This is a genomic window from Pantoea sp. KPR_PJ (assembly GCF_041386365.1).
In the GTDB taxonomy this organism is placed as follows: Bacteria; Pseudomonadota; Gammaproteobacteria; order Enterobacterales; family Enterobacteriaceae; genus Pantoea.
The window spans coordinates 201,546-227,866 of record NZ_JABMIK010000004.1; the positions used below are offsets into that span (position 1 = coordinate 201,546).

Here is a 26,321-nt window from a genome sequence, read left to right on the forward strand (position 1 = left end):
TCTGATGACGATTACACTTCCAGATAGTCCATGATGCCTTCTGCGGCTTTACGGCCTTCCGCAATGGCCGTAACCACCAGGTCAGAACCGCGTACCGCATCGCCACCGGCGAAGATTTTCGGGTTGCTGGTCTGGTGCGCGCTCTCGGCATGCTCTGGCGCAATAATGCGGCCCTGGCTGTCCAGCTCTACGCTAAAGTCAGCGAGCCACTCCATTTTATGCGGACGGAAACCAAACGCCATAACTACTGCATCTGCGGGCAGTACATGCTCAGAACCCGGCACGATTTCGGCGCGACGGCGTCCTGCCTCATCGGGCTGGCCCATTTCAGTCCGTGCAACTTTGACGCCGCTTACGCGGCCGTTAGCGTTGATTTCAACACCCAGCGGCTGCACGTTGAACTGGAACTCTACGCCTTCTTCACGCGCATTTTTCACTTCACGTCTGGATCCCGGCATGTTCGCTTCGTCACGACGGTAGGCACAGGTAACGTGCGTTGCACCCTGACGAATTGAGGTACGTACACAGTCCATCGCCGTATCACCGCCGCCGAGCACGACCACGCGCTTGCCTTCCATGTTGATGTACGGCTGCTCCGCCTGCTGAGCGAAGCCCATCGTATGTTTGGTGTTCGCGATGAGGAACGGCAGCGCGTCGTAGACGCCTGGCGCATCTTCATTCTCCAGCCCGCCGCGCATTGACTGATAGGTGCCGACGCCGAGGAATACCGCATCATAGGCATTGACCAGATCGCTCATCTGCACGTCGCGCCCTACCTCGGTATTAAGCTGAAACTCAATGCCCATCTCGGTAAAGAGCTTGCGGCGCTTCACCATCACCTCTTTTTCCAGCTTGAAGGACGGAATGCCGAAGGTCAGCAGGCCACCGATTTCTGGATGACGGTCGTAAACCACGGCTTTCACGCCGTTGCGCGTCAGCACGTCGGCACAGGCGAGACCTGCCGGGCCTGCACCGATGATAGCCACGCGCTTGCCGGTCGGTTTGACGTGCGACATATCGGGCTTCCAGCCCATCTCCATCGCTTTATCATTGATATAGCGCTCAATGTTGCCGATGGTCACCGCGCCGAACTCATCATTCAGGGTACAGGAGCCTTCACACAGGCGATCCTGCGGACAAACGCGTCCGCACACTTCCGGCAGGCTGTTGGTCTGATGCGACAGATCCGCCGCTTCCATAATGCGGCCTTCGTTTGCCAGCTTCAGCCAGTTAGGAATGTAGTTGTGAACCGGGCACTTCCACTCGCAATAAGGGTTACCGCAGGAGAGGCAGCGATCGGCCTGCGCCTTCGCCTGGCTCTCAGAAAAGGGCTCATAAATTTCTACAAACTCAATTTTACGGATTTTCAGCGGCTTTTTGGGCGGGTCAACGCGCTGTAAGTCGATAAATTGATATACGTTTTGACTCATCGTAACCTCTTACGGCTATCCCGTCTGGCGGGCGGCGCCAGACGGGACGAACTATTACTGTGCCTGCACACGCAGCTCGGCTGCGGAACGACTGCGGTGACCCAGCAAGGCTTTAACATCGCTGGACTTGGGTTTGACCAGGGCGAAGCGTGTCGACCAGAGCGGCCAGTTGGCGAGGATCTCTTCGCCACGGCTGGAGCCGGTGTACTGCACATGCTCGGTGATCAGACCGCGCAGGTGCTCTTCGTGGATCGCCAGCTCGTCGACGCTCAGCACTTCTACCAGTTCCGGGTTGACGCGCTTGCGGAACTCGCCGTCTTCGTCGAGCACGTAGGCGAAGCCGCCCGTCATGCCTGCGCCGAAGTTAACGCCGGTACGGCCCAGCACGCAGACGATACCGCCGGTCATATATTCACAACCATTGTCGCCAATGCCTTCTACCACGGTGATGGCACCGGAGTTACGTACTGCGAAACGCTCACCTGCACGGCCGGCGGCGAACAGCTTGCCGCCTGTTGCACCGTAAAGACAGGTATTGCCCGCGATTGTGGCTTCATGGCTACGGAACGCTGAGCCGACCGGAGGACGAATTGCCAGCATACCGCCCGCCATGCCTTTACCCACATAGTCGTTGGCATCACCGGTCAGCGTCAGCTCAACACCGCCTGCGTTCCAGACGCCAAAGCTCTGTCCGGCCGTGCCAGAAAAGTGCGCACGAATCGGATCGGCTGCCAGCCCCTGATCGCCGTGGATCGCTGCGATTGCACCTGAGAGCGTCGCGCCCACGGAGCGATCGGTGTTGCGAATATCGAAAAAGAAAGTCTTGCTCTGTTTCGCTTCGACAAACGGCATCGCCTGATCGTGCAGCGCTTTGTTCAACTCGCCCTTATCGAAGGGGGGGTTGCAACTTTCGGTGCAGTGCAGCGCTTTGCCCGGCATCGGCGCTGCCGTTTTCAGCAGTGACGAAAGATCCAGGTTCTGCTGCTTGGCGGTGAAGCCATCCAGCTCTTTCAGCAGGTCAGTGCGGCCGATCAGGTCAGTCAGGCGTTTTACGCCCAGGCTGGCCATGATCTCGCGGGTTTCACGCGCAATAAATTCAAAGTAGTTTGTCACTTTGAACGGCAGGCCGTGATAGTGATTCTTACGCAGCTTGTCATCCTGAGTTGCCACGCCGGTTGCACAGTTATTGAGGTGGCAAATACGCAGGTATTTACAGCCCAGCGCCACCATCGGGCCGGTACCAAAGCCAAAGCTTTCCGCACCGAGAATGGCCGCTTTGATGATGTCGCGACCGGTTTTCAGGCCGCCATCCACCTGCAAACGAATTTTGTGACGCAGGCCGTTGGAAACCAGCGCCTGCTGCGTTTCGACCAGACCCAGCTCCCAGGGACAGCCCGCATATTTCACCGAGCTTAACGGGCTGGCACCCGTGCCGCCGTCATAGCCCGCAATGGTGATCAGGTCGGCATAGGCTTTTGCTACGCCAGTGGCGATAGTACCGACGCCTGGCTCAGAAACCAGTTTCACTGAGATCATTGCCTTCGGGTTGACCTGTTTGAGGTCGAAAATCAGCTGCGCCAGATCCTCAATCGAGTAGATATCGTGATGCGGCGGTGGCGAAATCAGCGTGACGCCCGGTACGGAATAGCGCAGCTTCGCGATATAAGGTGTCACTTTATCGCCCGGCAACTGACCGCCTTCGCCCGGTTTCGCCCCCTGAGCCACTTTAATCTGAATCACATCAGCGTTTGCCAGGTAAGCTGGCGTCACGCCGAAGCGGCCTGAAGCGACCTGCTTGATGCGCGAAACTTTGTTTGTGCCGTAGCGCGCCGGATCTTCGCCGCCCTCGCCGGAGTTGGAGTAACCGCCAAGCGAGTTCATCGCTTCGGCCAGCGCCTCGTGTGCTTCGGGGCTGAGTGCGCCGATTGACATCGCGGCGGTATCAAAACGCTTATAAAGCTCGCTGGCTGGCTCGACCTCATCGATATGGATCGATTCGGTACCGGGCTGCAGCGCCAGCAGATCGCGCAGCGTCGCCACCGGGCGCTCGTTAACCAGCCTGGCGTAGGCCTGATAGTCGCTGTACTCGCCGCTCTCAACGGCGCGTTGCAGCGTGCCGACTACATCCGGGTTGTAAGCGTGGTACTCGCCGCCGTGCACATATTTAAGCAGCCCCCCCTGATCCAGCGGTTTACGCTGAAGCCAGGCGCGTTTTGCCAGGTTAACCAGGTCCTGCTGGAAGTCAGCAAAGTTTGCGCCGCTGATACGGCTGACCACGCCCTGGAAGCAGAGACCCGACACATCAGCATGCAGACCGACCGCTTCGAACAGTTTCGAGCAGCGATACGAGGCGACGGTTGAGATGCCCATCTTGGACATGATCTTGTAGAGACCTTTATTGATGCCATTACGGTAGTTCAGCATCACGGCACGATAATCTTTCTCAATGACGTTGCTGTCGACCATCTTCGCCAGCGACTCATAGGCCAGATAGGGATAGATCGCCGTGGCACCGAAGCCGAGCAGCACCGCAAAGTGGTGGGGATCGCGTGCGCTGGCGGTTTCAACGATGATGTTGGCGTCGCAGCGCAGGCTCTTCTCAACCAGTCGCGTTTGCACCGCGCCGACGATCATGGGCGCAGGCACCGGCAGGCGGCTTTCGCTGATGGCACGATCGGAGAGCACCAGCAGCACGGTGCCATTGCGGACCATACGCTCCGCTTCATCACACAGCGCATGCATCGCCTGCTCCAGCGTCTGGGTGGCCGGATCAAAGGTGCAGTCGAGCGTGTCGGCGCGATAGTATTCGCCTTCCATTGTGGTCAGCTGCTTAAAGTCAGACCACAGCAGAATAGGGGATTTAAAGCTCACGCGGTGTGCCTGACCTTCCGCTTCGCAGAAGACGTTCATTTCACGGCCAATGCTGGTCGCCAGCGACATCACGTGGTTTTCGCGCAGCGGATCGATCGGCGGGTTTGTTACCTGCGCGAACTGCTGGCGGAAGTAGTCATAGATAATGCGCGGACGGCTGGAGAGCACGGCAAATGGCGTGTCGTCGCCCATAGAGCCGACCGCTTCCTGACCGTTCTCGCCCAGCACGCGAATAATGGTATCCAGCTCTTCGCTGCTGTAGGCAAACTGCTTCTGCCAGGTCGCCAGCTGCGCATCGTCCAGCTCGCGGCTGCCGACCTGATTGTCAGGCAAATCTTCAAACGGCACCAGGCGCTTAACGTTCTTCTCCATCCACTCTTTGTAGGGATGACGGCTTTTGAGATCGTTGTCCGTTTCCGCTGAATGCAGGATGCGCCCGATACGGGTGTCAATCACCATCAGTTCGCCCGGGCCTACGCGGCCTTTTTCGACAACTTCGTCCGGCTGATAATCCCAGATGCCAACTTCCGAGGCGCAGGTGATCAGCTTGTCTTTAGTGATCACATAGCGCGCCGGGCGCAGACCATTACGGTCCAGGTTACAGGCCGCATAGCGACCATCGGACATTACGATGCCTGCCGGGCCGTCCCACGGCTCCATATGCATGGAGTTGAAGTCAAAGAAAGCGCGCAACTCGGGATCCATATCCGGGTTGTTCTGCCAGGCGGGCGGAACCAGCAGCCGCATCGCACGCACCAGGTCCATGCCGCCATTAAGAAACAGCTCCAGCATGTTATCCATAGAGCTGGAGTCAGAGCCGGTTTCGTTTACAAACGGCCCAGCGTTCTGCAAATCAGGGATCAGCGGAGTGTTAAATTTGTAGGCACGCGCACGCGCCCACTGGCGGTTACCGGCAATGGTATTGATTTCGCCGTTGTGCGCCATATAGCGGAACGGCTGGGCCAGTGGCCAGCGCGGCACGGTGTTGGTGGAGAAGCGCTGGTGAAACAGGCAGATTGCCGATTCAAGGCGCAGATCCGCCAGATCGAGATAGAAACGCGGCAGATCGGCCGGCATACACAGGCCTTTGTAAATATTGACCTGATTCGAGAAGCTACAAATGTAGAACGCTTTATCGTCGGTCTGCTCCATGCGCTTTTCTGCGCGTCGGCGTGCCATATAGAGACGGCGCTCCATATCGCGTGGACGCCAGCCTGCCGGCGCGTTGATAAACAGCTGCTGGATGCGCGGCATAGAGGAGAGAGCAATCTCGCCCAGCACGTCCTGATTGACGGGCACATCGCGCCAGCCGACCACGGAGAGGGTTTCGCGAATCACTTCCTCTTCTACAATGCGGCGGCTTGCCTGAGCTTCTTCTTCATCATGGCTGAGGAACAGCATGCCGACGGCGTAGTTCTTCGCCAGACGCCAGCCTTTCTCTTCTGCTACGACGCGGAAAAAGCGGTCAGGTTTTTGTAATAACAGACCACAGCCGTCGCCGGTCTTGCCATCGGCAAGAATCGCACCACGGTGTTGCATACGAGCCAGCGCGTGGATCGCAGTACGCACTACCTTGTGGCTAGGTTCGCCTTCTATATGGGCGATGAGGCCGAAACCACAGTTATCCTTTTCAAGGGATTTGTCATACAACATTTCAGTGAACCTCCCCAGGCTCTGTGGATTCCCTCTAGTCGGGCTGCGGGCGCAGGAAGGGCAGACGACGGAAGCGCGCATCATGCGCTGCACTCCTGTGTCGCCCCATCTGTCTGGCCGTTGGCGTCGTTGTCACAAGCGTCGAGGTCTTGTTACAGGGGGAATCTCTGTTACTGCATAAATATGACGGATTGAGCATCCGTCCAGAAAGCTTCCAGCGGATTTCCAACTTATCGGGAAAGCGTAATAAGGTCAAATAGGGTTCCTGGTCGTCGTTTCAGGTGGCTTTGTAAGTTTAATATATTGATTTGTATGATTTTTTAAGTGAAATAAGTGTCAATCGGCCAGATGCCTGGCATGGCGGAAATGTGAACTGTCTCACTGTTGCCCAGCGCTGAAATCCCTTCTTTGTGCTGGTTGGTGTGCTAATAACAGCAGAATATGCTATATAGCAGATTACCCACATCGCATGTATCTGTTTTTCTTATATCGGCATATTTGAATAAAACAAAGGGGTGCTATAAGCAAAATTAATCACGCTCCGTGCGAAAATTCATGCAAATAAAACGAATGGATATTCAAATAGCAAAAGGGCTGCCGGGACAACAGAATGCTGCCGGCAAGGAAAATGAAGGGCTTAGAATCGTGCCGCCACGCTACAGGCGGCCCTCCAGATTATTCAGTCAGGGAATTTAGTCAAGTGATTTAGCGGTTAAGCGGACAACGTCGGCGAACGTGTCGTCAGTTGCACCATAATGGGGCGCAAGAGAGGCTTTCCTGCGCATCACCGCGCCATCTGTGGGCTAATTACGCTATGATGGGGCGGTTATTTTTCAGGGAGTGCGTATGAAACAGATTCGCCTGCTGGCGCAATACTATGTTGATTTGATGGTTAAGCTGGGACTGGTCCGCTTTTCACTGCTGCTGGCATCGGCGCTGGTGGTGCTGGCGATGGTGGTCCAGATGGCAGTAACGATGGTGCTGCGCGGGCATGTCGAGAGCATTGACGTCGTGCGCTCGGTCTTCTTCGGCCTGCTGATTACCCCCTGGGCCGTCTATTTTCTCTCGGTTGTGGTTGATCAGCTGGAGGAGTCGCGTCAGCGGTTGTCGCGTCTGGTAGACAAACTGGAGGAGATGCGCACTCGTGACTTAGAGCTGAATCAGCAGATGAAAGAGACCATTACGCAGCTCAACCAGGAAATTAACGATCGCATCAAGGCGGAGCAGGCGCGCGAACAGGTAATGGACAAGCTGCGCGAAGAGATGGCTCGGCGTGAACAGGCACAGATCGAACTGGAGCAGCAATCCTCTTTCCTTCGCTCTTTCCTGGACGCATCGCCTGACCTGGTATTTTACCGCAACATCGATAAGCAGTTTTCGGGCTGCAACCGCGCGATGGAACTGCTGACCGGTAAAAGCGAAAAGCAGCTGATTGGCCTGACGCCGCGCGATATTTATGATGAAGACGCCGCGAACAAAGTACTGGAAACTGATGAGAAGGTGTTCCGGCACAACGTCTCACTGACCTATGAGCAGTGGTTGCAATATCCAGACGGCCGCAAAGCCTGTTTTGAAATTCGTAAAGTGCCTTACTACGACCGCGTTGGCAAACGCAGCGGGCTTATGGGTTTTGGACGCGATATTACCGAGCGTAAGCGCTATCAGGACGCGCTGGAGAACGCCAGTCGGGAAAAGACCACTTTTATCTCTACGATCAGCCACGAGCTGCGTACGCCGCTTAACGGCATCGTCGGCCTCAGCCGCATTCTGCTTGATACCGACCTCAATCAGGAACAGCTGAAGTACCTGAAAACTATTCACGTTTCCGCCATCACGCTTGGCAACATCTTTAACGACGTGATTGAGGTAGACAAGATTGAGCGCCGTAAAGTACAGCTTGATAACCAGCCGCTCGATTTTACCGGCTTCCTTGCCGATCTGGAGAACCTCTCGGGACTGCTGGCACAGCCAAAAGGTCTGAAATTCGTGATGGCACCCACTCTACCTCTTCCCCACAAGATTTGCGCCGATGGGACGCGTCTGCGACAAATTTTATGGAACCTGATTGGCAACGCGGTGAAGTTTACCCAGCAGGGGGAAATTATTGTGCGCGTCGCCTACGAACAGAACGAGATGCTGCGTTTTGACGTGGAAGATTCGGGGCAGGGCATTCCGCAGGAAGAGCAGGATAAAATCTTCGCGATGTACTATCAGGTCAAAGATCAACACGGCGGCAAACCCGCTACCGGTACCGGCATCGGTCTGGCAGTGTCACGCCGCCTTGCACAGGCAATGGGTGGCGATATCAGCGTGCGCAGCGCACCGGGGCAAGGCTCCTGCTTTACCGTGCTGATTAACGCACCGCGCGTGGCCGAAGAGGTAGAAGACGATGGCGTGGATGACAGTATGCCGCTGCCTGCGCTGCATGTCCTGCTGGTAGAAGATATTGAGCTGAACGTGGTAGTGGCGCGCTCAGTGCTGGAGAAACTGGGCTGTAGCGTTGAGGTCGCCATGACCGGACAGGCCGCGCTGGAAATGTTTGATCCACTGGAGTTCGATCTCGCTCTGCTGGATATTCAGCTTCCGGATATGACCGGGCTGGATGTCTCACGCGGCATTCATCAGCGCTATCCCGATACCAGTTTGCCGCCGCTGGTAGCGCTCACGGCTAATGTGCTGAAAGATAAAAAAGAGTATCTCGATGCGGGGATGGACGATGTCTTGAGTAAGCCGCTGTCAGTCCCCGCGCTGACCGCAATGATCAAGAAATTCTGGGATTACCAGCGCGAAGAGGCAGACGTTGAACACGTCGCCAGCGATGACAAAACGCGCACGCTGCTTGATGTGCCGATGCTGGAGCAATATATCGAACTGGTGGGACCTGGCCTGATCACGCAGAGCCTGACCATGTTCGAACAGATGATGCCTGGCTACCTCGACGTTCTCGACTCCAACATGATGGCGCGCGACCAGAAAGGCATCACCGAAGAGGGGCACAAAATAAAAGGCGCGGCAGGATCGGTAGGCTTACAGCATTTACAGCAAGTCGCTAAACAGATTCAGAGCCCGGAGCTGCCAGCATGGTGGGACAACGTAGATGAATGGATTGAAGAGTTAAAACGCGAATGGCGCCATGACGTGCAGGTACTGCGTGAGTGGGTAGCAGAGCGAGAAAAGCAGGGTTCCTAAAAAAAATGACCCCAGTCGAAACTGGGGTGCGCGAATACTGCGCCAACACCAGGGAAAAAGTCGCTGTTGCTATACTTAGAGGAGTAAAAAAGTGCAGCAGCGTGTTATTGGTTAACGCCTGACATCACCTTAGCAAATTCATTAACGACTGGGTGAAGATTCATTAAAATGTGTGATGTTGAGCAGCGTTTAAATACAGAAAACATTAATTTGGCAACACAGTCAAGTCAGGAATTAATTTCTGCGTTATATTGCTCGATTTTTAACCAATTACCTCCGTTTTTGAGCAGTTTTTGTTAGCTGCAGGCGCAGAAGTTGTACCGGAAAGCCCTTTAAGCAGGTTTGACCTTATACGGGGCGGACAGTAGTGGATAAATTAATGATATATATAGTTTAAAAAGGCTTTTTATGCGCTTTATCCAAAACGTTTTGGAAAGAGAGCGTTTAAAGTTTCAGATTTAACCCGGGCCGGTAAAATCTGTAAAAATGGCTGGACGGGGTTTTCCATCTTTTCCATGCCTTTTCAGGCGGGATCAGTCGCCTGATTACGGTTATTCTGTAACCGGTTGCAAAAAAACGCGTAAGAGTTGATAAGATCGCTGAATCTAATCTTCAGATTTGTGAATGTATGTATGGCTGCTTTATCACAAAACATTAAGTATTTATCGTGAAATGCCATAAGGAGATCATCCGAATGGAACCGATTCCTTTTTCACGGAAGTGCTTGATGTCATTCGATCTGTTTTAAGATGTACAGACTAAAATATCAGAATGACGAACGAAACATGCGCAACTTTCGTCTTTCCTTCAGCTATTTTGACAGAAATGCGGCTGTCATCACGTCAGTAATTGATTAATGCAGGGAACAGGTAAGAGAACATTGCATGAATAAGAATAAAGGGAGCCTCTGGCAACGTATCAAACGGGTATGCACCGCTATCGTACTGACAGTTTTGGCAATTTGGGTTGCCGGAATCGCACTGTTTGCCTTTTTACCCGTGCCGTTTTCCGCTGTGATGGTGGAACGGCAAACTGGCGCCTGGCTTCAGGGTGACTTTCATTATGTCGCGCACTCAGACTGGGTAGGGCACGATGAGATCTCTCCCTGGATGGCGCTGGCCGTTATCGCCGCAGAGGATCAGAAGTTTCCGGTGCACTGGGGATTTGATGTCGCTGCGATTGAGTCGGTGTTGGGTAGCGATGGCGATCGGATGCGCGGGGCTTCAACGCTGTCACAGCAAACGGCGAAAAACCTGTTCTTATGGGATGGGCGCAGCTGGGTAAGAAAAGGGCTGGAAGCGGGGCTGACGGTCGGTATCGAAACCGTATGGACCAAGCGCCGCATTTTGACAGTCTATCTTAATATCGCCGAGCTTGGACCGGGGATCTTTGGTGTTGAGGCCGCCTCACAGCGCTATTTCCACAAGCCGGCCAGCCGACTGACGATGGCGGAAGCGGCGCTGCTGGCAGCGGTCTTGCCCAATCCTGTCCGTTTCCGCGCTGAGGCGCCCTCAGGCTACGTTCGCCAGCGTCAGCAGTGGATTATGCGTCAAATGAGGCAGCTTGGCGGGCAGGGCTTCCTGCAGCGCAATCGTCTTGATTAACGACTACTCTTCGTCGAAGCCTGCCTCGAACAGCTCAATAACAGCGGCCAGTGCCTGGTTCTCTTCCGGGCCGCTGGCCTCGATCTCAATGTGACCGCCTTTCGCCGAGTCCAGCATCAGCAAGGCAATCACGCTACTTGCTTCCGCTTCGGTGCCTGATTCGTTGCGCAGCAGAACTTCGGCGTCAAAACTCTGTACCAGCTCAAACAGCTTCATTGCGGGGCGCGCATGCATACCCAGCTTGTTTTTAATTTCAACGGTTTGCCTGACGGTCATGATTTACGTTTTTCCAGCGTACGGTGGCGAGACTGCACATTTTTGCCGCGTGAACGAAAATAGTCCGCCAGCTGTTCAGCAATGTACACTGAGCGGTGTTTGCCGCCGGTACAGCCGATAGCGACGGTAAGGTAGCTGCGGTTGTTGGTTTCCAGCATAGGGAGCCACAGCTCCAGATAGCTGCGCGTCTGGTAGATAAAGTTGTGCACTTCTGTGTGGCGATCGAGAAACGCTGCCACCGGGCGATCGAGGCCGGTCATTGGACGCAGCTTAGGATCCCAGTGTGGGTTAGGCAGAAAGCGCACGTCAAAGACATAGTCAGCATCAATGGGAATGCCGTGCTTGAAGCCGAACGATTCGAACACCATCGTCAGCTCGCGCTCGCGTTTGCCCAGCAGCCGCGTGCGCAGCATCTCTGCCAGCTCATGCACCGACATTTCTGAGGTATCGATAATCAGATCTGCCCGGGAACGCAGCGGCTCCAGCAGGTCATTCTCTTCATCAATGGCGCTTTCCAGCGATAAATTTTTGCTGGAGAGCGGGTGGAGGCGACGCGTGTCGCTGTAGCGGCGGATCAGTGTATTACGATCGGCATCAAGAAACAGCAGCTGCGGTGAAAAGGCGTCCGGCAGGTTGTTCAGCGCCGTTTCGAACACTTCCGGCGATTCAGGCATATTGCGCACGTCGATACTGACGGCCGCCGAAATGTTGCGTTCCACCAGCGAATTTGCCAGCTCGGGTAACAGCACCACGGGCAAATTGTCGACGCAGTAGAATCCCATGTCTTCAAGTGCGCGCAGCGCTACCGATTTTCCTGAGCCTGACCGACCGCTAACGATCATCAGCACCATGACCTTCTCTCCCGTTTTAAACCGGCGCGCACGCCGGTAAAAGCGCAGCGCGCGTTACTGCTCCTCTGGAGCTTCTGTAATTATGGCGTAGAGTTCTTCATTGCTCTGTGCCGCGCGCAGGCGGCGACAGACGGTTTTGTCTGCCAGACGTTTCGCGACCAGAGACAGGGTATGCAGGTGGGTTTTACACTGATCGGCTGGCACCAGCAGTGCAAACAGCAGATCGACCGGCTGATTGTCTACGGCGTCAAAGGCGATAGGCTGATCAAGACTGATAAAGACGCCTACCGCGCGCAGCGTATCCTCTTCCAGCTTGCCGTGCGGAATTGCAATGCCGTTGCCGATACCCGTACTGCCCATACGCTCGCGGGTCAGGATCGCCTCAAACAGGGTTTGATGCGGCAGGTTAAGCTGCTTCGCTGCCAGTTCGCTGATGATCTCCAGCGCACGTTTTTTACTCTGGCAGTGTACGCCACTACGCGTACAGTCCGGCGTCAGCACGGTGCTCAGTTCCAGTGTCAGATCGTTGTTCATTATCGTTTCACTTGCGAGTTCACAGAGCCAAAGGCTTACCGCACTGACAGTACGCGCGGTATCCCGTGGCGCTTGCACAGATGGCAAAACGGGGCGGTAAATCCGCCCCATCCAGACCACCCTGAGCGCGCGACGCGCGCTGCAAGCGTGAAGGTTAGTGTTTTTTCAGCTTGTCTTTATGCTTAGTCAACTGACGAGCCAGCTTATCAACCAGCCCATCCAGTGCTGCATACATATCTTCCGCTTCCGACGTGGCGTGCAGCTCGCCGCCGTTGACATGTAAGGTTGCCTCCGCAACCTGCGTGACCTTTTCTACTTTCAGAACAATATAAACCTGATTGATACGATCGAAGTAGTGTTCCAGTTTGGCAAATTTGTTGTTGATGAATTCACGCAGGGGTTCGGTGATTTCAACATTTTGCCCGGTAAGGTTCAGCTGCATAGGTCTTCCTTTTCATTTCTGTCAAACCAGCTGTTTACGCTGGTTCGATGGCGGAATAGATAAAGACTCGCGATATTTAGCGACGGTTCGGCGTGCCACCATGATGCCCTGTTCAGATAACATGGAGGTAAGCTTACTGTCACTCAAGGGTTTAGCAGGGTTCTCCGCTGAGATTAATTTCTTCACCAGCGCACGAATGGCCGTGGAGGAGGCTTCGCCGCCACCTTCGGTGTTGACGTGGCTGGAGAAAAAATATTTGAGTTCAAAGATGCCGCGCGGGCTATGCAGATATTTTTGCGTTGTCACACGCGATATTGTGGACTCGTGCATATCCACTGCCTGTGCGATATCCGCCAGCACCATAGGACGCATAAATTCTTCGCCCTGCTCGAAAAACGCCTGCTGCTGTTCAACAATACAGCGCGTTACCTTTAGCAGCGTATCGTTGCGGCTTTCCAGGCTTTTGATCAGCCAGCGCGCCTCTTGCAGATTGCTGCGAATAAACTGGTTGTCGCTGTCATTGCGCGCAGCCCCACCCATCGCGGCATACTGCTGGTTAATGCGCAGGCGCGGCACGCTGTCCGCATTGAGCTCAACCGTCCAGCGCTTACCCACTTTGCGCACCAGCACATCGGGAATAACATATTCGGGTTCGCCGGTATGCACCGACTGGCCCGGACGCGGATCCAGCGACTGGATCAGCAGCATCGCCTCCTTCAGCACGTCCTCTTTAAAGCGGGTCACGCGCATCAGGCTGCGGAAATCATGGTTCGCGAGCAGATCCAGATGTTCACTGACAATAAGACGCGCTTCGGCCAGCATCGGCGTAGCAGGCACAAACTGCGAAAGCTGCACCAGCAGGCAGTCGCGCAAATCGCGTGCGCCCACGCCAATGGGATCAAAGCGCTGAATACGCTTCAGCACCGCTTCAACTTCATCCAGCGCCAGCTCATCATTGCCCATGCTGTCGAGAATTTCATCAAGCGAAACGGTAAGATATCCGGTCTCGTCGATGGCATCGACGATCGAGGTCGCAATCGCCCGATCGGTATCGGTAAAAGGCGTGAGATCGACCTGCCACATCAGGTAATCCTGAAGCGACTGTGTGGTTTCACCCTGATAGACCGGCAGCTCGTCATCCTGATAGTCGGTGCCTGTACCGGAAGGCGTGCCTGCGGTATAGATTTCATCCCAGGTTGCGTCAAGCGGCAGATCGTCTGGCATCTCTTTCTGTTCAAGCGCCTCGCGCGTGTCCAGCACCTCATCGTCCTGATAGTCGCGGCTGTCGATCTCTTCATGTACGTCAGCCTGTTCCAGCAGCGGATTACTTTCCAGCGCCAGCTGCAGCTCTTGCTGTAGCTCAAGCGTAGAGAGTTGCAGCAGTCGGATGGCCTGCTGCAACTGTGGAGTCATCGCCAGCTGTTGGCTGAACCTGAGTTGCAAACCTTGCTTCATATTCAGGACAGGATTTCCTAAGCAAACATCGTATTAACGACACCTTATCAGAGTCTGAACTCTTCGCCCAAATAAACCCGTTTAACCTGCTCATCTGCAAGAATTTCATCTGGCGTGCCGTGAGCGATAAGATGCCCCTGGCTGACGATATAGGCGCGTTCGCACACGGCCAGCGTTTCACGGACGTTATGGTCGGTAATCAGCACGCCGAGGCCGCTGTCACGCAGATGCTCGATGATTTTTTTGATGTCGATAACCGAGATGGGGTCGACGCCCGCAAAGGGCTCATCCAGCAGGATAAATTTCGGATTAGCAGCAAGCGCGCGCGCAATCTCCACACGACGGCGCTCACCGCCTGACAGCGCCTGCCCCATGCTGTCGCGCAGGTGGGCAATATGAAATTCATCCATCAGCTCATTGGCGCGATCCTGGCGCTGCTCTTCCGTCAGATCATCACGGATCTGCAACACGGCCATCAGGTTGTCATAGACGCTGAGGCGGCGGAAAATTGACGCCTCCTGCGGCAAGTAGCCGATACCGCGGCGTGCGCGGGCGTGCAGCGGCAGAAGGCTGATATCGTCCTCATCGATAACGATGCGGCCAGCGTCACGCGGCACAATGCCCACGACCATGTAAAACGTGGTGGTTTTGCCTGCGCCGTTAGGGCCGAGCAGGCCGACGATCTCACCCGATTTCACCTGCAGGCTGACATCTTCTACCACGCGACGGCCTTTATAAGCCTTCGCCAGGTTTTCTGCGATTAGTGTGGCCATAGCGATCAGTTACTCTTCTTCTGGCTGTTAGCGTTTTTGTCCTGCAGCTGCGACGGCACCAGCACGGTAGTGACGCGTTTGCTCTGTCCCTGGCTGTAGGCCTGCATCTTCTGCTCTTTCACCAGGTAGGTGATGCGGTCGCCTTTAATATTGCTGTCCTGCTGCTCAATGTAGGCGTTGCCGGTCAGCTCAACGAAATCTTTTGCCAGCTCATAGTGCAGTTTTGCTGCATGGCCCTGAACGGGTTTGCCGCTGTCCTGCATCTGATAGAAGGTCGCGGGATTACCGTAGGCATCGACGATCGTTTTATTACTGTCGCCGCCCGGGCGCGTGACCACCACTTTATCCGCGGTGATTTTAATGGTGCCCTGCGTGACGATGACGTTGCCGGTAAAGGTCGCCACGTTGCCTTGCAGGTCCAGCGCCTGGTTTTCAGAGTCGATGTTGACAGGTTTGTCGGAATCGCCGGTTACCGCCAGCGCGGGCAGGCTGGCCGCCAGCAGTGCGCCGACCAGGAAAAACTTAAGGCTGTTGTTGTGCATTTTGAATTTCATAATAAGTTTTGACCTTTTCAATCAACTCGGCGTTTTTCGTCCGTAAATTCCCGCGCATCTTCATGCCGGTAGAGTTAAAACCACGTCCAAACAGCGTGACCTGATCGTCGGACGTCACGTCCTGAGAGATAAGATTGACCTGCGCGTTGTCGGTTTGGATGCGCTGCAGCTGCGAATCCTGTGTCAGGGTATTCACCTCAACGTGACCATACAGATAAAGCATACGATCTTTCGTCAGTTTGGCTTTATCAGCACGCACGGACCAGGTCGGCACCTTATTTTCGTCGTAGGTGGTCATTACCGGCTTGTCGAACCAGCTAACCTCATCCGCTGCAAAATAGGTCACTTTATCCGATACCAGTTTGTAGGCCAGCGCGCCCGTCGGGTTATACACCACAGTATTGGAATTTGCGCTGGTGTAAGTGGGTTCCTGATCGTTGGTCGCAACCGGTACGCCATTCTCATCCTGACTGGTCAGGTTCCAGCCGATCAGCACCAGCGCAATCAAGGCCAGAATCAGCGTTATCCAACGCCTGCTTTTACTCATACTGATTGCCCTTTGGCATCCTCAAATTTGTTCTGCGCCATTAAAATCAGGTCGCACAATTCGCGCACCGCGCCGCGTCCACCGGCAATGTGCGTGACATAATGCGCGCGCGGTAGCAGAACCGGATGGGCATCCGCGACCGCCACGCTCAGGCCAACGCTGGCCATTACGGGCCAGTCAATCAGATCGTCACCGATATAGGCTACCTGATCGTCAGAGAGCGACAGTTTATCCAGAAGTTCGCGATAGGCCAAAAGCTTATCGGACTGACCCTGATAAAGATGACGAATGCCCAGTGTCTTGCAGCGATCTTCCATCAGACGCGCATTGCGCCCGGTAATAATCGCTACTTCTATATCAGAGGTTAGCAAACAGCGGATGCCATAGCCGTCACGCACGTTAAAGGCTTTGAGCTCTTCGCCATTATTGCCCATATAGATCACGCCGTCTGACATCACGCCGTCAACGTCGCAAATCAGCAGACGGATCTGGCTGGCTCGCGCGATAACCTCAGCGCTGACTGGACCGTAGCAGGTTTCCACCAGGGAAGTATTTACCGACATTCTTGTTTCCTGTTCAGACTACGCCGGCGCGCAGCATGTCATGCATATGTACCACACCAAGCAGACGATCGTCATCGGCCACCAGCAGCGCAGTGATGTTTTTGTTTTGCATCAGGTTCAGCGCGTCCACTGCCAGCATATTAGGGCGCACCCGAATGCCGCCGCGCGTCATGACTTCTGAAATTGTGGCTTTCTGGAAATCGATACCCATATCAAAGATGCGGCGCAAATCGCCGTCGGTGAAAATGCCTTCGATCTTCATCAGGTCGTCGACGATCACCGTCAATCCCAGGTTTTTGCGCGTAATCTCCAGCAGGGCGTCACGCAGCGAGGCGTCACGCGTGATATGGGGGATCTCATCGCCGCTGTGCATAATATCGCTCACGTGCAGCAGCAGTTTGCGGCCCAGCGCGCCGCCCGGATGCGACAGCGCAAAATCTTCAGCAGTGAAGCCGCGCGCTTCCAGCAGTGCGACCGCCAGCGCATCGCCCATTACCAGCGTGGCGGTGGTGCTGCTGGTCGGCGCGAGACCGAGCGGACAGGCCTCCTGCGGCACTTTCACGCACAGATGCACGTCGGCAACGCGGCCCATGGCACTGTCAGGACGGCTGGTAAGGCAGATAAGCTTCACATGCTGACGCTTCAGCACCGGAATCAGCGCCAGAATCTCATTTGACTCACCGCTGTTGGAGATGGCCAGCACGATATCGCGGCTGCCGACCATGCCAAGGTCGCCGTGGCTGGCTTCGCCGGGATGCACAAAAAAGGCGGGTGTGCCGGTGCTGGCAAAGGTCGCGGCCATTTTCTTACCAATATGGCCCGATTTGCCCATGCCCATGACGACGACTTTGCCCTGGCAGTGATAGATCATCTCACAGGCGCGGGTAAAATCGTCGTTAATATACTGGTCCAGCTGCTCCAGACCTTCACGCTCTATGCGCAGTACCGCTTTTCCCGCCGTTTGAAAGTCGAAGTTCGCGATAGAAAGCTGAGTTGACATGGCAAATCGATCCTTTGTTATCCGTCGATGAAAGCGGGCTGTAGCCACAACAGCGCGACCCAGGCAGTAAAACCACAGAGTAAAAGTATGCCCGGCAGGCGACCAATACGGCGGCTGCGTTGCAGGCAGAGCAGGGCGAACAGAACGCTAACGCCCAGCATCACCCAGTAATCACGCGCAAAAGCATGCTCATCCACGCTGCCGGGATTAATGAGCGCCGGCAGGCCGAGCACGATGGCGATATTATAAATATTGGCGCCGATCAGGTTGCCAATCGCCATATCATCTTCACCCTTCAGCGCACCTGCAATAACCGTTGCCAGCTCTGGCAGGCTGGTGCCAACCGCAATCAGCGTCCCACCCATGACCAGTTCGCTGACGTCGAAATAGTCAGCAAAAACGGTGGCGTTGTCGATCACCATGCGCGTCGCCATCGGCAGAATAATCAGCGCGACCGCCAGCCAAAGGAACGCTACTGTGTTACCGCTCTCTTCACGCGGCAGCTCCGCGAGCTGCTCTCGCGTCAGGGTATCGTTGTTATCGCGCTCGGCGCGGCGGGCAATGCGGATCGCCACCAGCAGATAGATCAGCGCAATTGCAATCAGCCCCACGCCATCAAAACGGCTCAGGTAGTTATCAAACAGCATCAGGCCGCTGAGTAGTGAGACCAGCAGCATCAGTGGCAGTTCGCGCCGCACCAGATTGGAGTGTATGTTCAAAGGGTGCAGCAGCGCCGCGCCGCCGAGAATTAAAAGAATGTTGGTGATGTTAGAACCGAGTGCAGTGCCTACCGCAAGATCCATCTGTCCATGCTGTGCCGCTGAAAAAGAGAGGATCATCTCTGGTAGCGAGGTGCCGATACTGACAACCGTCATGCCGATAATCAGCGGGGGAATCCCAAAGGATCGACACAGGATCGCGGCACTGAACACCAGGCGGTCGGCACCATAAGCCAGTAAAATCAAACCAACGATCAGCAGGGCAGAGGCTACGAACATGAAAAATCCTTGGATGAAATGCGTTGCCAACACGTCTTGTGCGGCAGGTTTCAGGTTCTGTCATCGCAAACAGGCGCTGATTTTGACCGTCTGAGCGGCAAAAGTAAATTTTATGACCGCTTTAGCCAAACGAAGACGGTAATTTCTGCAAAGCTATCGTGCATTGGCGCGTTACAGGCTACCATCCTAGGCTTTATAACGCCCGATCCACAGAAGAGGTAATAATGGACCAACAGGAAACGAACCTGGTTGAGGTTCGTGGCGTCAGTTTTTCACACGGCGATCGCCCGATTTTCGACGATATTTCGCTGACGGTGCCGAAAGGAAAAGTGACCGCCATTATGGGGCCGTCAGGCATTGGCAAAACGACGCTGTTGCGTCTGATTGGCGGTCAGCTGCAGCCTGACCGCGGCGAAATCTGGTTTCGTGGCGAAAACATTCCCCGACTGTCGCGCGCAAAACTTTATGAAGCGCGAAAGAAAATGAGCATGCTTTTTCAGTCTGGCGCACTGTTTACTGATTTAACCGTTTATGACAATGTCGCCTGGCCGCTGCGCGAGCATACCCAGCTGCCTCCGGCGCTGCTGCACAGCACGGTCATGATGAAGCTGGAAGCGGTAGGATTGCGCGGCGCGGCGCAGCTCAAACCAGCCGAGCTTTCCGGCGGAATGGCGCGGCGTGCGGCGCTGGCACGCGCTATCGCACTTGAGCCCGATCTGATCATGTTTGATGAGCCCTTTGTGGGGCAGGACCCGATTACCATGGGCGTTCTGGTCAAACTGATTGATGAGCTGAATCACTCGCTTGGTGTCACCTGCATTGTGGTATCGCACGATGTCCCTGAAGTACTGAGTATTGCTGACCGCGCCTATATCGTGGCCGGGCAAAAAATCATTGCGCAGGGCAGCACGCCAGAGCTGCGGGACAACCCCGATCCACGCGTGCGTCAGTTTTTGGACGGGATTGCGGACGGACCTGTCCCGTTCCGGTTTGCCGCCGGAGACTATCTCGCCGATTTAACCGGCTCAGGGAGAATGTAAGACCATGTTGTTAAAGGCGCTGGCGTCAACAGGACGCCGCGGAATCAATATCTGTTCCAGCTTTGGCCGTGCAGGCTTAATGCTGTTTCACGCGCTGGTAGGCAAGCCCGCGTTTCGTAAGCATGCGCCGCTGCTGGTCAGGCAACTCTACAGCATCGGTGTTCTGTCGCTGCTGATTATTATGGTCTCAGGCCTGTTTATCGGCATGGTACTGGGGCTACAGGGTTATCTGGTGCTGACGACCTACAGTGCTGAAACCAGCCTGGGGATGCTGGTGGCGCTATCGCTGCTGCGCGAGCTGGGGCCAGTCGTCACCGCACTGCTGTTTGCTGGACGCGCCGGATCGGCGCTGACGGCGGAAATCGGTCTGATGAAGGCGACAGAACAGCTTTCCAGCATGGAGATGATGGCGGTGGATCCGCTGCGTCGTGTGGTCTCACCGCGTTTCTGGGCCGGCTTTATCAGCATGCCGCTGCTGGCGTTAATCTTTACCGCCGTGGGGATCGCTGGCGGAGCGCTGGTTGGTGTGAGCTGGAAAGGCATTGATGCCGGCTTCTTCTGGTCGGCAATGCAGAGCGCGGTCGATTTTCGCACGGACATCGTTAACTGCATTATTAAAAGCGCCGTTTTCGCCGTGACCGTCACCTGGATTGCCCTGTTTAACGGCTATGACGCGATTCCGACCTCGGAAGGGATCAGTCGCGCGACGACGCGTACCGTAGTACATGCCTCACTGGCGGTGCTAGGTCTGGATTTTGTGCTGACAGCACTGATGTTTGGGAACTAAAGCAATGCAAAGCAAAAAAAGCGAAATTTGGGTTGGCGTGTTTATGCTTCTGGCGCTGGTGGCGATGTTATTTCTCTGCCTGCGTGTTGCAGATCTTAAATCACTCGGCACACAGCCAACGTGGCAGCTCTATGCCACCTTCGATAATATTGGCGGCCTGAAAGTCAGTTCGCCGGTCAAAATTGGTGGCGTGGTTATTGGCCGCGTCACCGACATCTCCCTTGAACCGAAAACCCTGCTGCCGCGCGTCACGATGGCGATCAGCGATGAGTACGCAGATAAAATCTCCGATACCAGCTCGCTTGCGATCCGCACGCAAGGTTTACTCGGCGAGCAATTTTTAGCGTTGAATCTAGGCTTTGACGATCCCGAGCTGGGCTCGGCGATGTTAAAGGATGGCGACACCCTGCGTGACACCAAGTCGGCGATGGTGCTGGAGGACCTGATAGGTCAGTTCCTTTACAAAAGCGGCGACAACAAAAAAGACACGGATAACAAGGATTCGCAGGGCAGTGACAGTGCGCCTGCGGCCCCGGCCCAACCCTGAGAGGTAAAAACAGATGTTTAAACGTTTCCTGATGATTGCCATGCTGATTATTGCGCCGCTGACGGCGGCCACCGCAGCCGATCAAAGCAATCCCTATAAGCTGATGAATGAAGCGGCGGCGAAAACCTTCACTCGCCTGAAAAATGAGCAGCCGAAGATCAAGCAAAATCCCAATTACCTTCGCGAAATTGTGCGCCAGGAACTGCTGCCCTATGTGCAGATCAAGTATGCCGGAGCATTAGTGCTGGGCCGCTACTATCGCGAAGCGACGCCAGCGCAGCGCGACGCCTATTTTAACGCTTTTGGTGATTATCTTGCCCAGGCTTACGGCCAGGCGCTGGCGCTCTATCATGGCCAGACTTACCAGATCCAGCCTGAGCAGTCGCTGGATGGCAAAAATATCGTCGCGATCCGCGTAACGATTATCGATCCTAACGGCCGTCCCCCGGTTCGCCTGGATTTTCAGTGGCGTAAAAACAGCCAGAGCGGAAACTGGCAGGCATATGACATGGTGGCGGAAGGCGTCAGCATGATCACCACCAAGCAAAATGAGTGGGGCGACCTGCTGCGCACGAAAGGCATTGATGGCCTGACCGCACAGCTGAAAACGTCTGCGGCGCAGCCGATTACGCTGGATAAACAGTAACGATGCATCAGTCATTACGCTGGCAGCGTGACGCCAGCACACTGTCGCTGTTTGGCGAATTAGATCGCGATACGCTGCTGGCGCTCTGGCAGCAGCGTGACACGCTGATCGATAAAATAGAGATTATCGACGTTTCTGCGCTGGCGCGTGTTGATTCAGCGGGTCTGGCCCTGCTGGTACACCTGCGAGAAATCGCCCGCGCGCAGGGCGTTACGCCGCGTTTTAGCGGCATCAGCGATAAATTACAGTCGCTGATCACCCTCTACAACCTTCAGCAGATTATTGTTTCTGCGGAAAAAACCGCCTGATCGCGTTTATCTCCCGATAAGCCCCTGTTTCACACAGGGGCTTTTGCATGTTTAAGAGTCCGCCGCTTTCCTCTAAGATGTGGCCCTTTATTATTTTCAAGTGAAGTAATGAGCAATGGAAAACAGTGAAATTCAGGCCGTGCTGATGAACGCGCTGCCGCTGGACGAAGTGCATGTGATGAGCAACGACGGCAGCCACTTTCAGGTGATTGCCGTTGGTGAAATGTTTGGCGAACTGAGCCGTGTAAAAAAGCAGCAGGCTGTTTATGCGCCGCTGATGGAATACATCGCTGACAACCGCATTCATGCTGTCTCCATTAAAACCTATACCCCTGCTGAATGGGCGCGTGACCGTAAACTTAACGGTTTCTGAGTCTTCATCAGGGAGCGCTCGCCGCAGGCGAGTTCTACCCGTCTTTAGCTAATTGAGAGCCGTGTTAATGGACAAATTTCGTGTGCAAGGCCCCACCCGTCTGAGTGGTGAAGTGACCATTTCTGGGGCGAAAAATGCCGCGCTGCCGATTCTGTTTGCTGCGTTGCTGGCCGAAGAGCCGGTTGAGATCCAGAACGTGCCGAAGCTGCGTGATATCGATACCACGATGAAGCTGCTGAGCCAGCTGGGTGCGAAAGTTGAGCGCAACGGTTCCGTACACGTCGATGCCAGCAACGTTGATATTTTCTGTGCGCCCTATGAGCTGGTGAAAACCATGCGTGCCTCTATCTGGGCGCTGGGCCCGCTGGTGGCGCGTTTTGGCCAGGGACAAGTTTCTCTGCCGGGCGGCTGCGCTATTGGCGCACGTCCGGTCGATCTGCATATTACCGGCCTTGAGCAGTTGGGTGCAGAGATCAAACTGGAAGAGGGGTATGTTAAAGCCTCTGTTGATGGCCGTCTGAAAGGCGCGCATATCGTGATGGATAAAGTCAGCGTCGGCGCGACGGTGACCATTATGAGTGCGGCAACGCTGGCGACCGGCGTCACCATTATCGAAAACGCCGCGCGTGAGCCGGAAATTGTGGATACGGCTAACTTCCTGATTACGCTTGGCGCGAAAATCAGCGGGGCAGGCACCGATAAGATCACTATCGAAGGTGTTGAGCGTCTTGGCGGCGGTGTCTACCGCGTCCTGCCAGATCGTATCGAAACGGGGACCTTCCTCGTGGCGGCGGCGATCTCTGGCGGTAAAGTTGTCTGCCACAAAACCCAGCCGGATACGCTGGATGCTGTGCTGGCGAAGCTGCGTGACGCGGGGGCTGATATTGAGATCGGCGAAGACTGGATCAGTCTGGATATGCACGGCAAGCGTCCAAAAGCGGTCAACGTGCGCACTGCGCCGCACCCTGGCTTCCCGACTGACATGCAGGCGCAGTTTACCCTGCTGAACCTGGTGGCAGAAGGCACGGGCGTTATCACCGAAACCATTTTTGAAAACCGCTTTATGCACATCCCTGAGCTGATTCGTATGGGGGCGCATGCGGAGATCGAGAGCAACACGGCAATCTGTCACGGCGTGGAGACGCTTTCTGGCGCGCAGGTCATGGCGACCGATTTACGTGCGTCAGCCAGTCTGGTGCTGGCGGGCTGTATCGCTGAAGGTACAACGCTGGTCGATCGTATTTATCATATTGACCGTGGCTATGAGCATATCGAAGATAAGCTGAAAGCGATGGGTGCCCAGATCGAACGCGTCAGCGGCGAATAACCGTTGTTCTGACGATAAAACCAGCCACGTTCGCGCGGCTGGTTTTTTTTCGCCCGTTAAATCGTTGAACCGGCAAAATTTTGCTTATTGCTCGCCATTTTTGTGCCGGGAGCGAATCCGCTTTTTACGATCCAGCAGTTTATGGGTGTGGGGATCGTAGTAGCGGCTGGGCCAGATCTCGGCGGGATGAACGTCGATCGCGTCAGCAATAAGCCACTCTCCTTTTGGCCAGGGACGCGAAAGAGCATTAGCCAGCGTGGAGGAGCTCAATCCTGCCTGCCGTGATAACGCTGCCAGCGTTGTACCTCGTCTGCGCAATGCAGCGATAACATCGGCCGGATGCCAGTCTTCAATCCTTTTTTGCATATCGCATTCTCCTTGTTCCGTGCGTTAACGGTGCCTGTGCCATTCGGGTATGACATGGTTAATCATCTGGAAGCTTATGGATTTTTTATATCAGATAGTTTCCATTTATTTCCAGTAATTTTTGGCGCGGTCAGGAGAAGTGCGTGCTGCTACGCAAAAGCGCGGCAACAAACAGAGGGAGAGGGCAGTGAAAATGCGAGGTAAAGAGTAACGTTGCGGAGCCACAGATGCCGCTCCGCTGTGATTCAGAAATCGCGCTGCACAGACATATGCGCCAGCGACTCTAGCGCACTGCGCCACGGAGATTCTGGCAACACGCTCAGGGCTGCGATCGCTTTGTCCGCTTCCTGTTCCGCCCGCTTGCGCGTCCACTCCAGCGAACCGCACTGCTGCATCGCGGCCAGTACCGGCTCCAGCAGATGACGACCGTTGCCCTGTTCGATTGCCTCGCGGATCATCCGGGTCTGTTCCGGCGTGCCGTTATGCATCGCATGCAGCAGCGGCAGCGTGGGCTTGCCTTCGCTCAGGTCATCGCCGGTATTTTTACCCAGCGTTGCGCCGTCTGCGCTGTAGTCGAGCAGGTCGTCAATTAACTGGAAAGCCGTACCGAGATAGCGCCCATAATCCTGCATGGCCTTCTCCTGCGCGGCGGTCGCCTCGGCAAGAATTGCGGATGCCTGCGAAGCGGCTTCGAACAAACGCGCGGTTTTGCTGTAAATCACGCGCATATAGCTCTCTTCCGTAATATCCGGGTCGTTTACGTTCATCAGCTGGAGCACTTCGCCTTCAGCGATAACGTTAACCGCTTCAGACATCAGCGCCAGGATGCGCAGCGAGCCCATACTGGTCATCATCTGGAACGCGCGGGTATAGATAAAGTCACCGACCAGCACGCTGGCGGCATTACCGAACGCCGCGTTGGCCGTGGCTTTACCGCGACGCATATCGGATTCATCCACCACATCGTCATGCAGCAGCGTGGCGGTATGGATAAATTCGATCAGCGCCGCATTGGTAACGTGCAGGTCACCCTGATAGCCCAGCGCGCGTGCAGAGAGCACGGCAATCATCGGGCGGATGCGCTTGCCGCCGCCGCTGATGATGTAATATCCCAGCTGGTTAATCAGCGAGACATCAGAATTCAGCTGGTCAAGGATGGTCTGGTTGACGGCCGCCATGTCCTGCGCGGTTAATTCATTAATCTGTTCTAAGTTCATTCGTCTGTTCAGCTTTGACTCGTTTCAACGGCTCATGGTACGTGCTTTAACCAGCCTGAGTTCGGGTAATCTGTTACTGATTGTACTTGAATTTTCCAGATGAGAAACGTTTGCGATCGGCCTGTGTTTTTTTTCTGCAAGAGAGTGCAAAGTGCACTTGTCTTCTGCTGGAGTTTTGCGTAGAATTCGCGCCCTATTGTGAATATTTATCGCGCCGCCTGATGAACGAAAGGCATGCGCAGAAGCGGAGTTTTATATGTACGCGGTTTTCCAAAGTGGTGGTAAACAACACCGAGTAAGCGAAGGTCAGACCGTTCGCCTGGAAAAGCTGGACATCGCAACCGGTGAAACCATTGAGTTTGACCAGGTGCTGATGATCGCAAATGGCGAAGACGTGAAAATCGGCGCGCCACTGGTTTCAGGCGGCGTGATCAAAGCTGAAATCGTTGCGCACGGTCGTGGCGAGAAAGTTAAGATCGTTAAGTTTCGTCGTCGTAAGCACTACCGTAAGCAGGCTGGCCACCGTCAGTGGTTCACTGATGTGAAAATTACTGGCATCAGCGCTTAAGAGGAGATCTGACAAATGGCACATAAAAAGGCTGGTGGCTCGACTCGTAACGGTCGTGACTCCAATGCAAAACGTCTGGGTGTAAAACGTTTCGGTGGCGAATCTGTTCTGGCAGGTTCTATCATCGTTCGTCAGCGTGGCACTAAATTCCACGCCGGTAATAACGTAGGTTGTGGTCGTGACCACACCCTGTTTGCTACCGCAGACGGCAAAGTTAAATTCGAAGTGAAAGGTCCGAACAACCGTAAATACATCAGCATCGTTGCTGAGTAAGGTTGTCGTGACGCAGACAGCGACTGTCTGAACGCACGAATAAAAGCCCCGCAGCCATTGCGGGGCTTTTTACATTCTGCGACCTGTCGCTGTGTATTGCTGTACACTTTACGTACGCCTGATGAAAAT

The 26,321-nt window shown here is 55.0% G+C and carries 26 protein-coding genes; 11 read left to right on the forward strand and 15 right to left on the reverse strand.

What is annotated here, in order from left to right; translation table 11 throughout:
• Positions 1–11: 11 nt before the first annotated feature.
• Entirely contained in the window at positions 12–1,430 is a 1,419-nt protein-coding gene (locus tag HP564_RS11485; protein WP_371243098.1) for a glutamate synthase small subunit, read from the reverse strand.
• A gap of 54 nt (positions 1,431–1,484) precedes the next feature.
• The gene (gene gltB / locus HP564_RS11490) at positions 1,485–5,954 is read right to left on the reverse strand and encodes a glutamate synthase large subunit (protein WP_371243100.1); all 4,470 of its coding nucleotides are present in this window, start codon (positions 5,952–5,954) and stop codon (positions 1,485–1,487) included.
• Between the two features lie 846 nt (positions 5,955–6,800).
• Here gltB and arcB point away from each other — a divergent pair.
• Positions 6,801–9,143 (forward strand): aerobic respiration two-component sensor histidine kinase ArcB, encoded by a 2,343-nt coding sequence (gene arcB, locus HP564_RS11495; protein ID WP_371243102.1) that lies wholly within the window; start codon positions 6,801–6,803, stop codon positions 9,141–9,143.
• Between the two features lie 884 nt (positions 9,144–10,027).
• On the forward strand, positions 10,028–10,747 hold the full coding sequence (gene mtgA, locus HP564_RS11500; protein WP_371243104.1) for a monofunctional biosynthetic peptidoglycan transglycosylase: 720 nt from the start codon (positions 10,028–10,030) through the stop codon (positions 10,745–10,747).
• A 3-nt stretch (positions 10,748–10,750) separates the two neighbouring features.
• On the opposite strand, the gene npr is transcribed toward mtgA, so the two are convergent.
• From npr to HP564_RS11555, 11 genes are all read right to left on the reverse strand, one after another.
• Positions 10,751–11,023: a PTS phosphocarrier protein NPr gene (gene npr / locus HP564_RS11505; RefSeq protein ID WP_371243106.1), complete on the reverse strand. Its 273-nt coding sequence runs from the start codon at positions 11,021–11,023 to the stop codon at positions 10,751–10,753.
• A complete protein-coding gene (gene rapZ / locus HP564_RS11510; protein ID WP_123798194.1) occupies positions 11,020–11,874 on the reverse strand; it encodes an RNase adapter RapZ in 855 nt (284 codons plus the stop codon). Before rapZ ends, npr begins: the two co-directional genes overlap by 4 nt.
• A 54-nt stretch (positions 11,875–11,928) precedes the next feature.
• The gene (gene ptsN / locus HP564_RS11515; protein ID WP_371243108.1) at positions 11,929–12,408 is read right to left on the reverse strand and encodes a PTS IIA-like nitrogen regulatory protein PtsN; all 480 of its coding nucleotides are present in this window, start codon (positions 12,406–12,408) and stop codon (positions 11,929–11,931) included.
• A 154-nt stretch (positions 12,409–12,562) separates the two neighbouring features.
• On the reverse strand, positions 12,563–12,850 hold the full coding sequence (hpf, locus tag HP564_RS11520; protein WP_371243110.1) for a ribosome hibernation promoting factor: 288 nt from the start codon (positions 12,848–12,850) through the stop codon (positions 12,563–12,565).
• 21 nt (positions 12,851–12,871) lie between these two features.
• The gene (gene rpoN / locus HP564_RS11525) at positions 12,872–14,305 is read right to left on the reverse strand and encodes an RNA polymerase factor sigma-54 (protein ID WP_371243112.1); all 1,434 of its coding nucleotides are present in this window, start codon (positions 14,303–14,305) and stop codon (positions 12,872–12,874) included.
• Between the two features lie 47 nt (positions 14,306–14,352).
• The gene (gene lptB / locus HP564_RS11530; RefSeq protein WP_371243114.1) at positions 14,353–15,078 is read right to left on the reverse strand and encodes an LPS export ABC transporter ATP-binding protein; all 726 of its coding nucleotides are present in this window, start codon (positions 15,076–15,078) and stop codon (positions 14,353–14,355) included.
• 5 nt (positions 15,079–15,083) lie between these two features.
• A complete protein-coding gene (lptA, locus tag HP564_RS11535; protein WP_371243116.1) occupies positions 15,084–15,632 on the reverse strand; it encodes a lipopolysaccharide ABC transporter substrate-binding protein LptA in 549 nt (182 codons plus the stop codon).
• Positions 15,601–16,179 (reverse strand): LPS export ABC transporter periplasmic protein LptC, encoded by a 579-nt coding sequence (gene lptC, locus HP564_RS11540; protein ID WP_371243117.1) that lies wholly within the window; start codon positions 16,177–16,179, stop codon positions 15,601–15,603. The genes lptA and lptC overlap by 32 nt, the downstream gene beginning before the upstream one ends.
• On the reverse strand, positions 16,176–16,742 hold the full coding sequence (gene kdsC, locus HP564_RS11545; RefSeq protein WP_371243119.1) for a 3-deoxy-manno-octulosonate-8-phosphatase KdsC: 567 nt from the start codon (positions 16,740–16,742) through the stop codon (positions 16,176–16,178). Before kdsC ends, lptC begins: the two co-directional genes overlap by 4 nt.
• 13 nt (positions 16,743–16,755) lie before the next feature.
• Complete coding sequence (gene kdsD, locus HP564_RS11550; RefSeq protein WP_371243121.1) at positions 16,756–17,742, reverse strand: arabinose-5-phosphate isomerase KdsD; 987 nt, start codon at positions 17,740–17,742, stop codon at positions 16,756–16,758.
• A 17-nt stretch (positions 17,743–17,759) separates the two neighbouring features.
• Positions 17,760–18,740 (reverse strand): calcium/sodium antiporter, encoded by a 981-nt coding sequence (locus tag HP564_RS11555; protein ID WP_371243124.1) that lies wholly within the window; start codon positions 18,738–18,740, stop codon positions 17,760–17,762.
• 224 nt (positions 18,741–18,964) lie between these two features.
• Here HP564_RS11555 and mlaF point away from each other — a divergent pair, with 224 nt between their 5' ends.
• The 7 genes from mlaF to murA all read left to right on the forward strand — a co-directional run bounded on the left by mlaF (position 18,965) and on the right by murA (position 23,768).
• Positions 18,965–19,780 (forward strand): phospholipid ABC transporter ATP-binding protein MlaF, encoded by an 816-nt coding sequence (mlaF, locus tag HP564_RS11560; RefSeq protein WP_371243127.1) that lies wholly within the window; start codon positions 18,965–18,967, stop codon positions 19,778–19,780.
• Between the two features lie 4 nt (positions 19,781–19,784).
• Positions 19,785–20,567, forward strand: a complete 783-nt coding sequence (gene mlaE / locus HP564_RS11565; RefSeq protein ID WP_371243129.1) for a lipid asymmetry maintenance ABC transporter permease subunit MlaE — start codon at positions 19,785–19,787, stop codon at positions 20,565–20,567.
• Between the two features lie 4 nt (positions 20,568–20,571).
• Complete coding sequence (mlaD, locus tag HP564_RS11570) at positions 20,572–21,114, forward strand: outer membrane lipid asymmetry maintenance protein MlaD (protein ID WP_371243131.1); 543 nt, start codon at positions 20,572–20,574, stop codon at positions 21,112–21,114.
• 13 nt (positions 21,115–21,127) lie between these two features.
• On the forward strand, positions 21,128–21,760 hold the full coding sequence (gene mlaC, locus HP564_RS11575; protein WP_371243133.1) for a phospholipid-binding protein MlaC: 633 nt from the start codon (positions 21,128–21,130) through the stop codon (positions 21,758–21,760).
• A 2-nt stretch (positions 21,761–21,762) separates the two neighbouring features.
• On the forward strand, positions 21,763–22,068 hold the full coding sequence (gene mlaB / locus HP564_RS11580) for a lipid asymmetry maintenance protein MlaB (RefSeq protein WP_371243135.1): 306 nt from the start codon (positions 21,763–21,765) through the stop codon (positions 22,066–22,068).
• 115 nt (positions 22,069–22,183) lie between these two features.
• Positions 22,184–22,441, forward strand: a complete 258-nt coding sequence (gene ibaG, locus HP564_RS11585; protein ID WP_371243137.1) for a BolA family iron metabolism protein IbaG — start codon at positions 22,184–22,186, stop codon at positions 22,439–22,441.
• Between the two features lie 67 nt (positions 22,442–22,508).
• A complete protein-coding gene (gene murA / locus HP564_RS11590; RefSeq protein WP_371243139.1) occupies positions 22,509–23,768 on the forward strand; it encodes a UDP-N-acetylglucosamine 1-carboxyvinyltransferase in 1,260 nt (419 codons plus the stop codon).
• 84 nt (positions 23,769–23,852) lie between these two features.
• Here the strand turns inward: murA and HP564_RS11595 are convergent, their stop codons facing one another.
• On the reverse strand, positions 23,853–24,134 hold the full coding sequence (locus tag HP564_RS11595; RefSeq protein ID WP_371243141.1) for a helix-turn-helix domain-containing protein: 282 nt from the start codon (positions 24,132–24,134) through the stop codon (positions 23,853–23,855).
• 245 nt (positions 24,135–24,379) lie between these two features.
• The gene (gene ispB / locus HP564_RS11600) at positions 24,380–25,351 is read right to left on the reverse strand and encodes an octaprenyl diphosphate synthase (protein WP_371243143.1); all 972 of its coding nucleotides are present in this window, start codon (positions 25,349–25,351) and stop codon (positions 24,380–24,382) included.
• A 256-nt stretch (positions 25,352–25,607) separates the two neighbouring features.
• Here ispB and rplU point away from each other — a divergent pair, with 256 nt between their 5' ends.
• Positions 25,608–25,919: a 50S ribosomal protein L21 gene (rplU, locus tag HP564_RS11605; RefSeq protein ID WP_033749281.1), complete on the forward strand. Its 312-nt coding sequence runs from the start codon at positions 25,608–25,610 to the stop codon at positions 25,917–25,919.
• A 15-nt stretch (positions 25,920–25,934) separates the two neighbouring features.
• Positions 25,935–26,192 (forward strand): 50S ribosomal protein L27, encoded by a 258-nt coding sequence (gene rpmA, locus HP564_RS11610; RefSeq protein ID WP_006121751.1) that lies wholly within the window; start codon positions 25,935–25,937, stop codon positions 26,190–26,192.
• The last annotated feature ends 129 nt before the right edge of the window (positions 26,193–26,321 follow it).

Excerpts from the sequence above, each read along its gene's own strand:
- mlaE (WP_371243129.1), top strand. The coding sequence starts at position 19,785 with ATGTTGTTAAAGGCGCTGGCGTCAACAGGACGCCGCGGAATCAATATC.
- mlaC (WP_371243133.1), top strand. The coding sequence starts at position 21,128 with ATGTTTAAACGTTTCCTGATGATTGCCATGCTGATTATTGCGCCGCTG.
- HP564_RS11595 (WP_371243141.1), bottom strand. The coding sequence starts at position 24,134 with ATGCAAAAAAGGATTGAAGACTGGCATCCGGCCGATGTTATCGCTGCA.
- ispB (WP_371243143.1), bottom strand. The coding sequence starts at position 25,351 with ATGAACTTAGAACAGATTAATGAATTAACCGCGCAGGACATGGCGGCC.
- mlaD (WP_371243131.1), top strand. The coding sequence starts at position 20,572 with ATGCAAAGCAAAAAAAGCGAAATTTGGGTTGGCGTGTTTATGCTTCTG.
- lptB (WP_371243114.1), bottom strand. The coding sequence starts at position 15,078 with ATGGCCACACTAATCGCAGAAAACCTGGCGAAGGCTTATAAAGGCCGT.
- hpf (WP_371243110.1), bottom strand. The coding sequence starts at position 12,850 with ATGCAGCTGAACCTTACCGGGCAAAATGTTGAAATCACCGAACCCCTG.
- mlaB (WP_371243135.1), top strand. The coding sequence starts at position 21,763 with ATGCATCAGTCATTACGCTGGCAGCGTGACGCCAGCACACTGTCGCTG.
- lptA (WP_371243116.1), bottom strand. The coding sequence starts at position 15,632 with ATGAAATTCAAAATGCACAACAACAGCCTTAAGTTTTTCCTGGTCGGC.
- rpoN (WP_371243112.1), bottom strand. The coding sequence starts at position 14,305 with ATGAAGCAAGGTTTGCAACTCAGGTTCAGCCAACAGCTGGCGATGACT.
- ptsN (WP_371243108.1), bottom strand. The coding sequence starts at position 12,408 with ATGAACAACGATCTGACACTGGAACTGAGCACCGTGCTGACGCCGGAC.
- rplU (WP_033749281.1), top strand. The coding sequence starts at position 25,608 with ATGTACGCGGTTTTCCAAAGTGGTGGTAAACAACACCGAGTAAGCGAA.
- arcB (WP_371243102.1), top strand. The coding sequence starts at position 6,801 with ATGAAACAGATTCGCCTGCTGGCGCAATACTATGTTGATTTGATGGTT.
- kdsC (WP_371243119.1), bottom strand. The coding sequence starts at position 16,742 with ATGTCGGTAAATACTTCCCTGGTGGAAACCTGCTACGGTCCAGTCAGC.
- kdsD (WP_371243121.1), bottom strand. The coding sequence starts at position 17,742 with ATGTCAACTCAGCTTTCTATCGCGAACTTCGACTTTCAAACGGCGGGA.
- murA (WP_371243139.1), top strand. The coding sequence starts at position 22,509 with ATGGACAAATTTCGTGTGCAAGGCCCCACCCGTCTGAGTGGTGAAGTG.
- rpmA (WP_006121751.1), top strand. The coding sequence starts at position 25,935 with ATGGCACATAAAAAGGCTGGTGGCTCGACTCGTAACGGTCGTGACTCC.
- mlaF (WP_371243127.1), top strand. The coding sequence starts at position 18,965 with ATGGACCAACAGGAAACGAACCTGGTTGAGGTTCGTGGCGTCAGTTTT.
- mtgA (WP_371243104.1), top strand. The coding sequence starts at position 10,028 with ATGAATAAGAATAAAGGGAGCCTCTGGCAACGTATCAAACGGGTATGC.
- npr (WP_371243106.1), bottom strand. The coding sequence starts at position 11,023 with ATGACCGTCAGGCAAACCGTTGAAATTAAAAACAAGCTGGGTATGCAT.
- ibaG (WP_371243137.1), top strand. The coding sequence starts at position 22,184 with ATGGAAAACAGTGAAATTCAGGCCGTGCTGATGAACGCGCTGCCGCTG.
- lptC (WP_371243117.1), bottom strand. The coding sequence starts at position 16,179 with ATGAGTAAAAGCAGGCGTTGGATAACGCTGATTCTGGCCTTGATTGCG.
- HP564_RS11555 (WP_371243124.1), bottom strand. The coding sequence starts at position 18,740 with ATGTTCGTAGCCTCTGCCCTGCTGATCGTTGGTTTGATTTTACTGGCT.
- HP564_RS11485 (WP_371243098.1), bottom strand. The coding sequence starts at position 1,430 with ATGAGTCAAAACGTATATCAATTTATCGACTTACAGCGCGTTGACCCG.
- rapZ (WP_123798194.1), bottom strand. The coding sequence starts at position 11,874 with ATGGTGCTGATGATCGTTAGCGGTCGGTCAGGCTCAGGAAAATCGGTA.
- gltB (WP_371243100.1), bottom strand. The coding sequence starts at position 5,954 with ATGTTGTATGACAAATCCCTTGAAAAGGATAACTGTGGTTTCGGCCTC.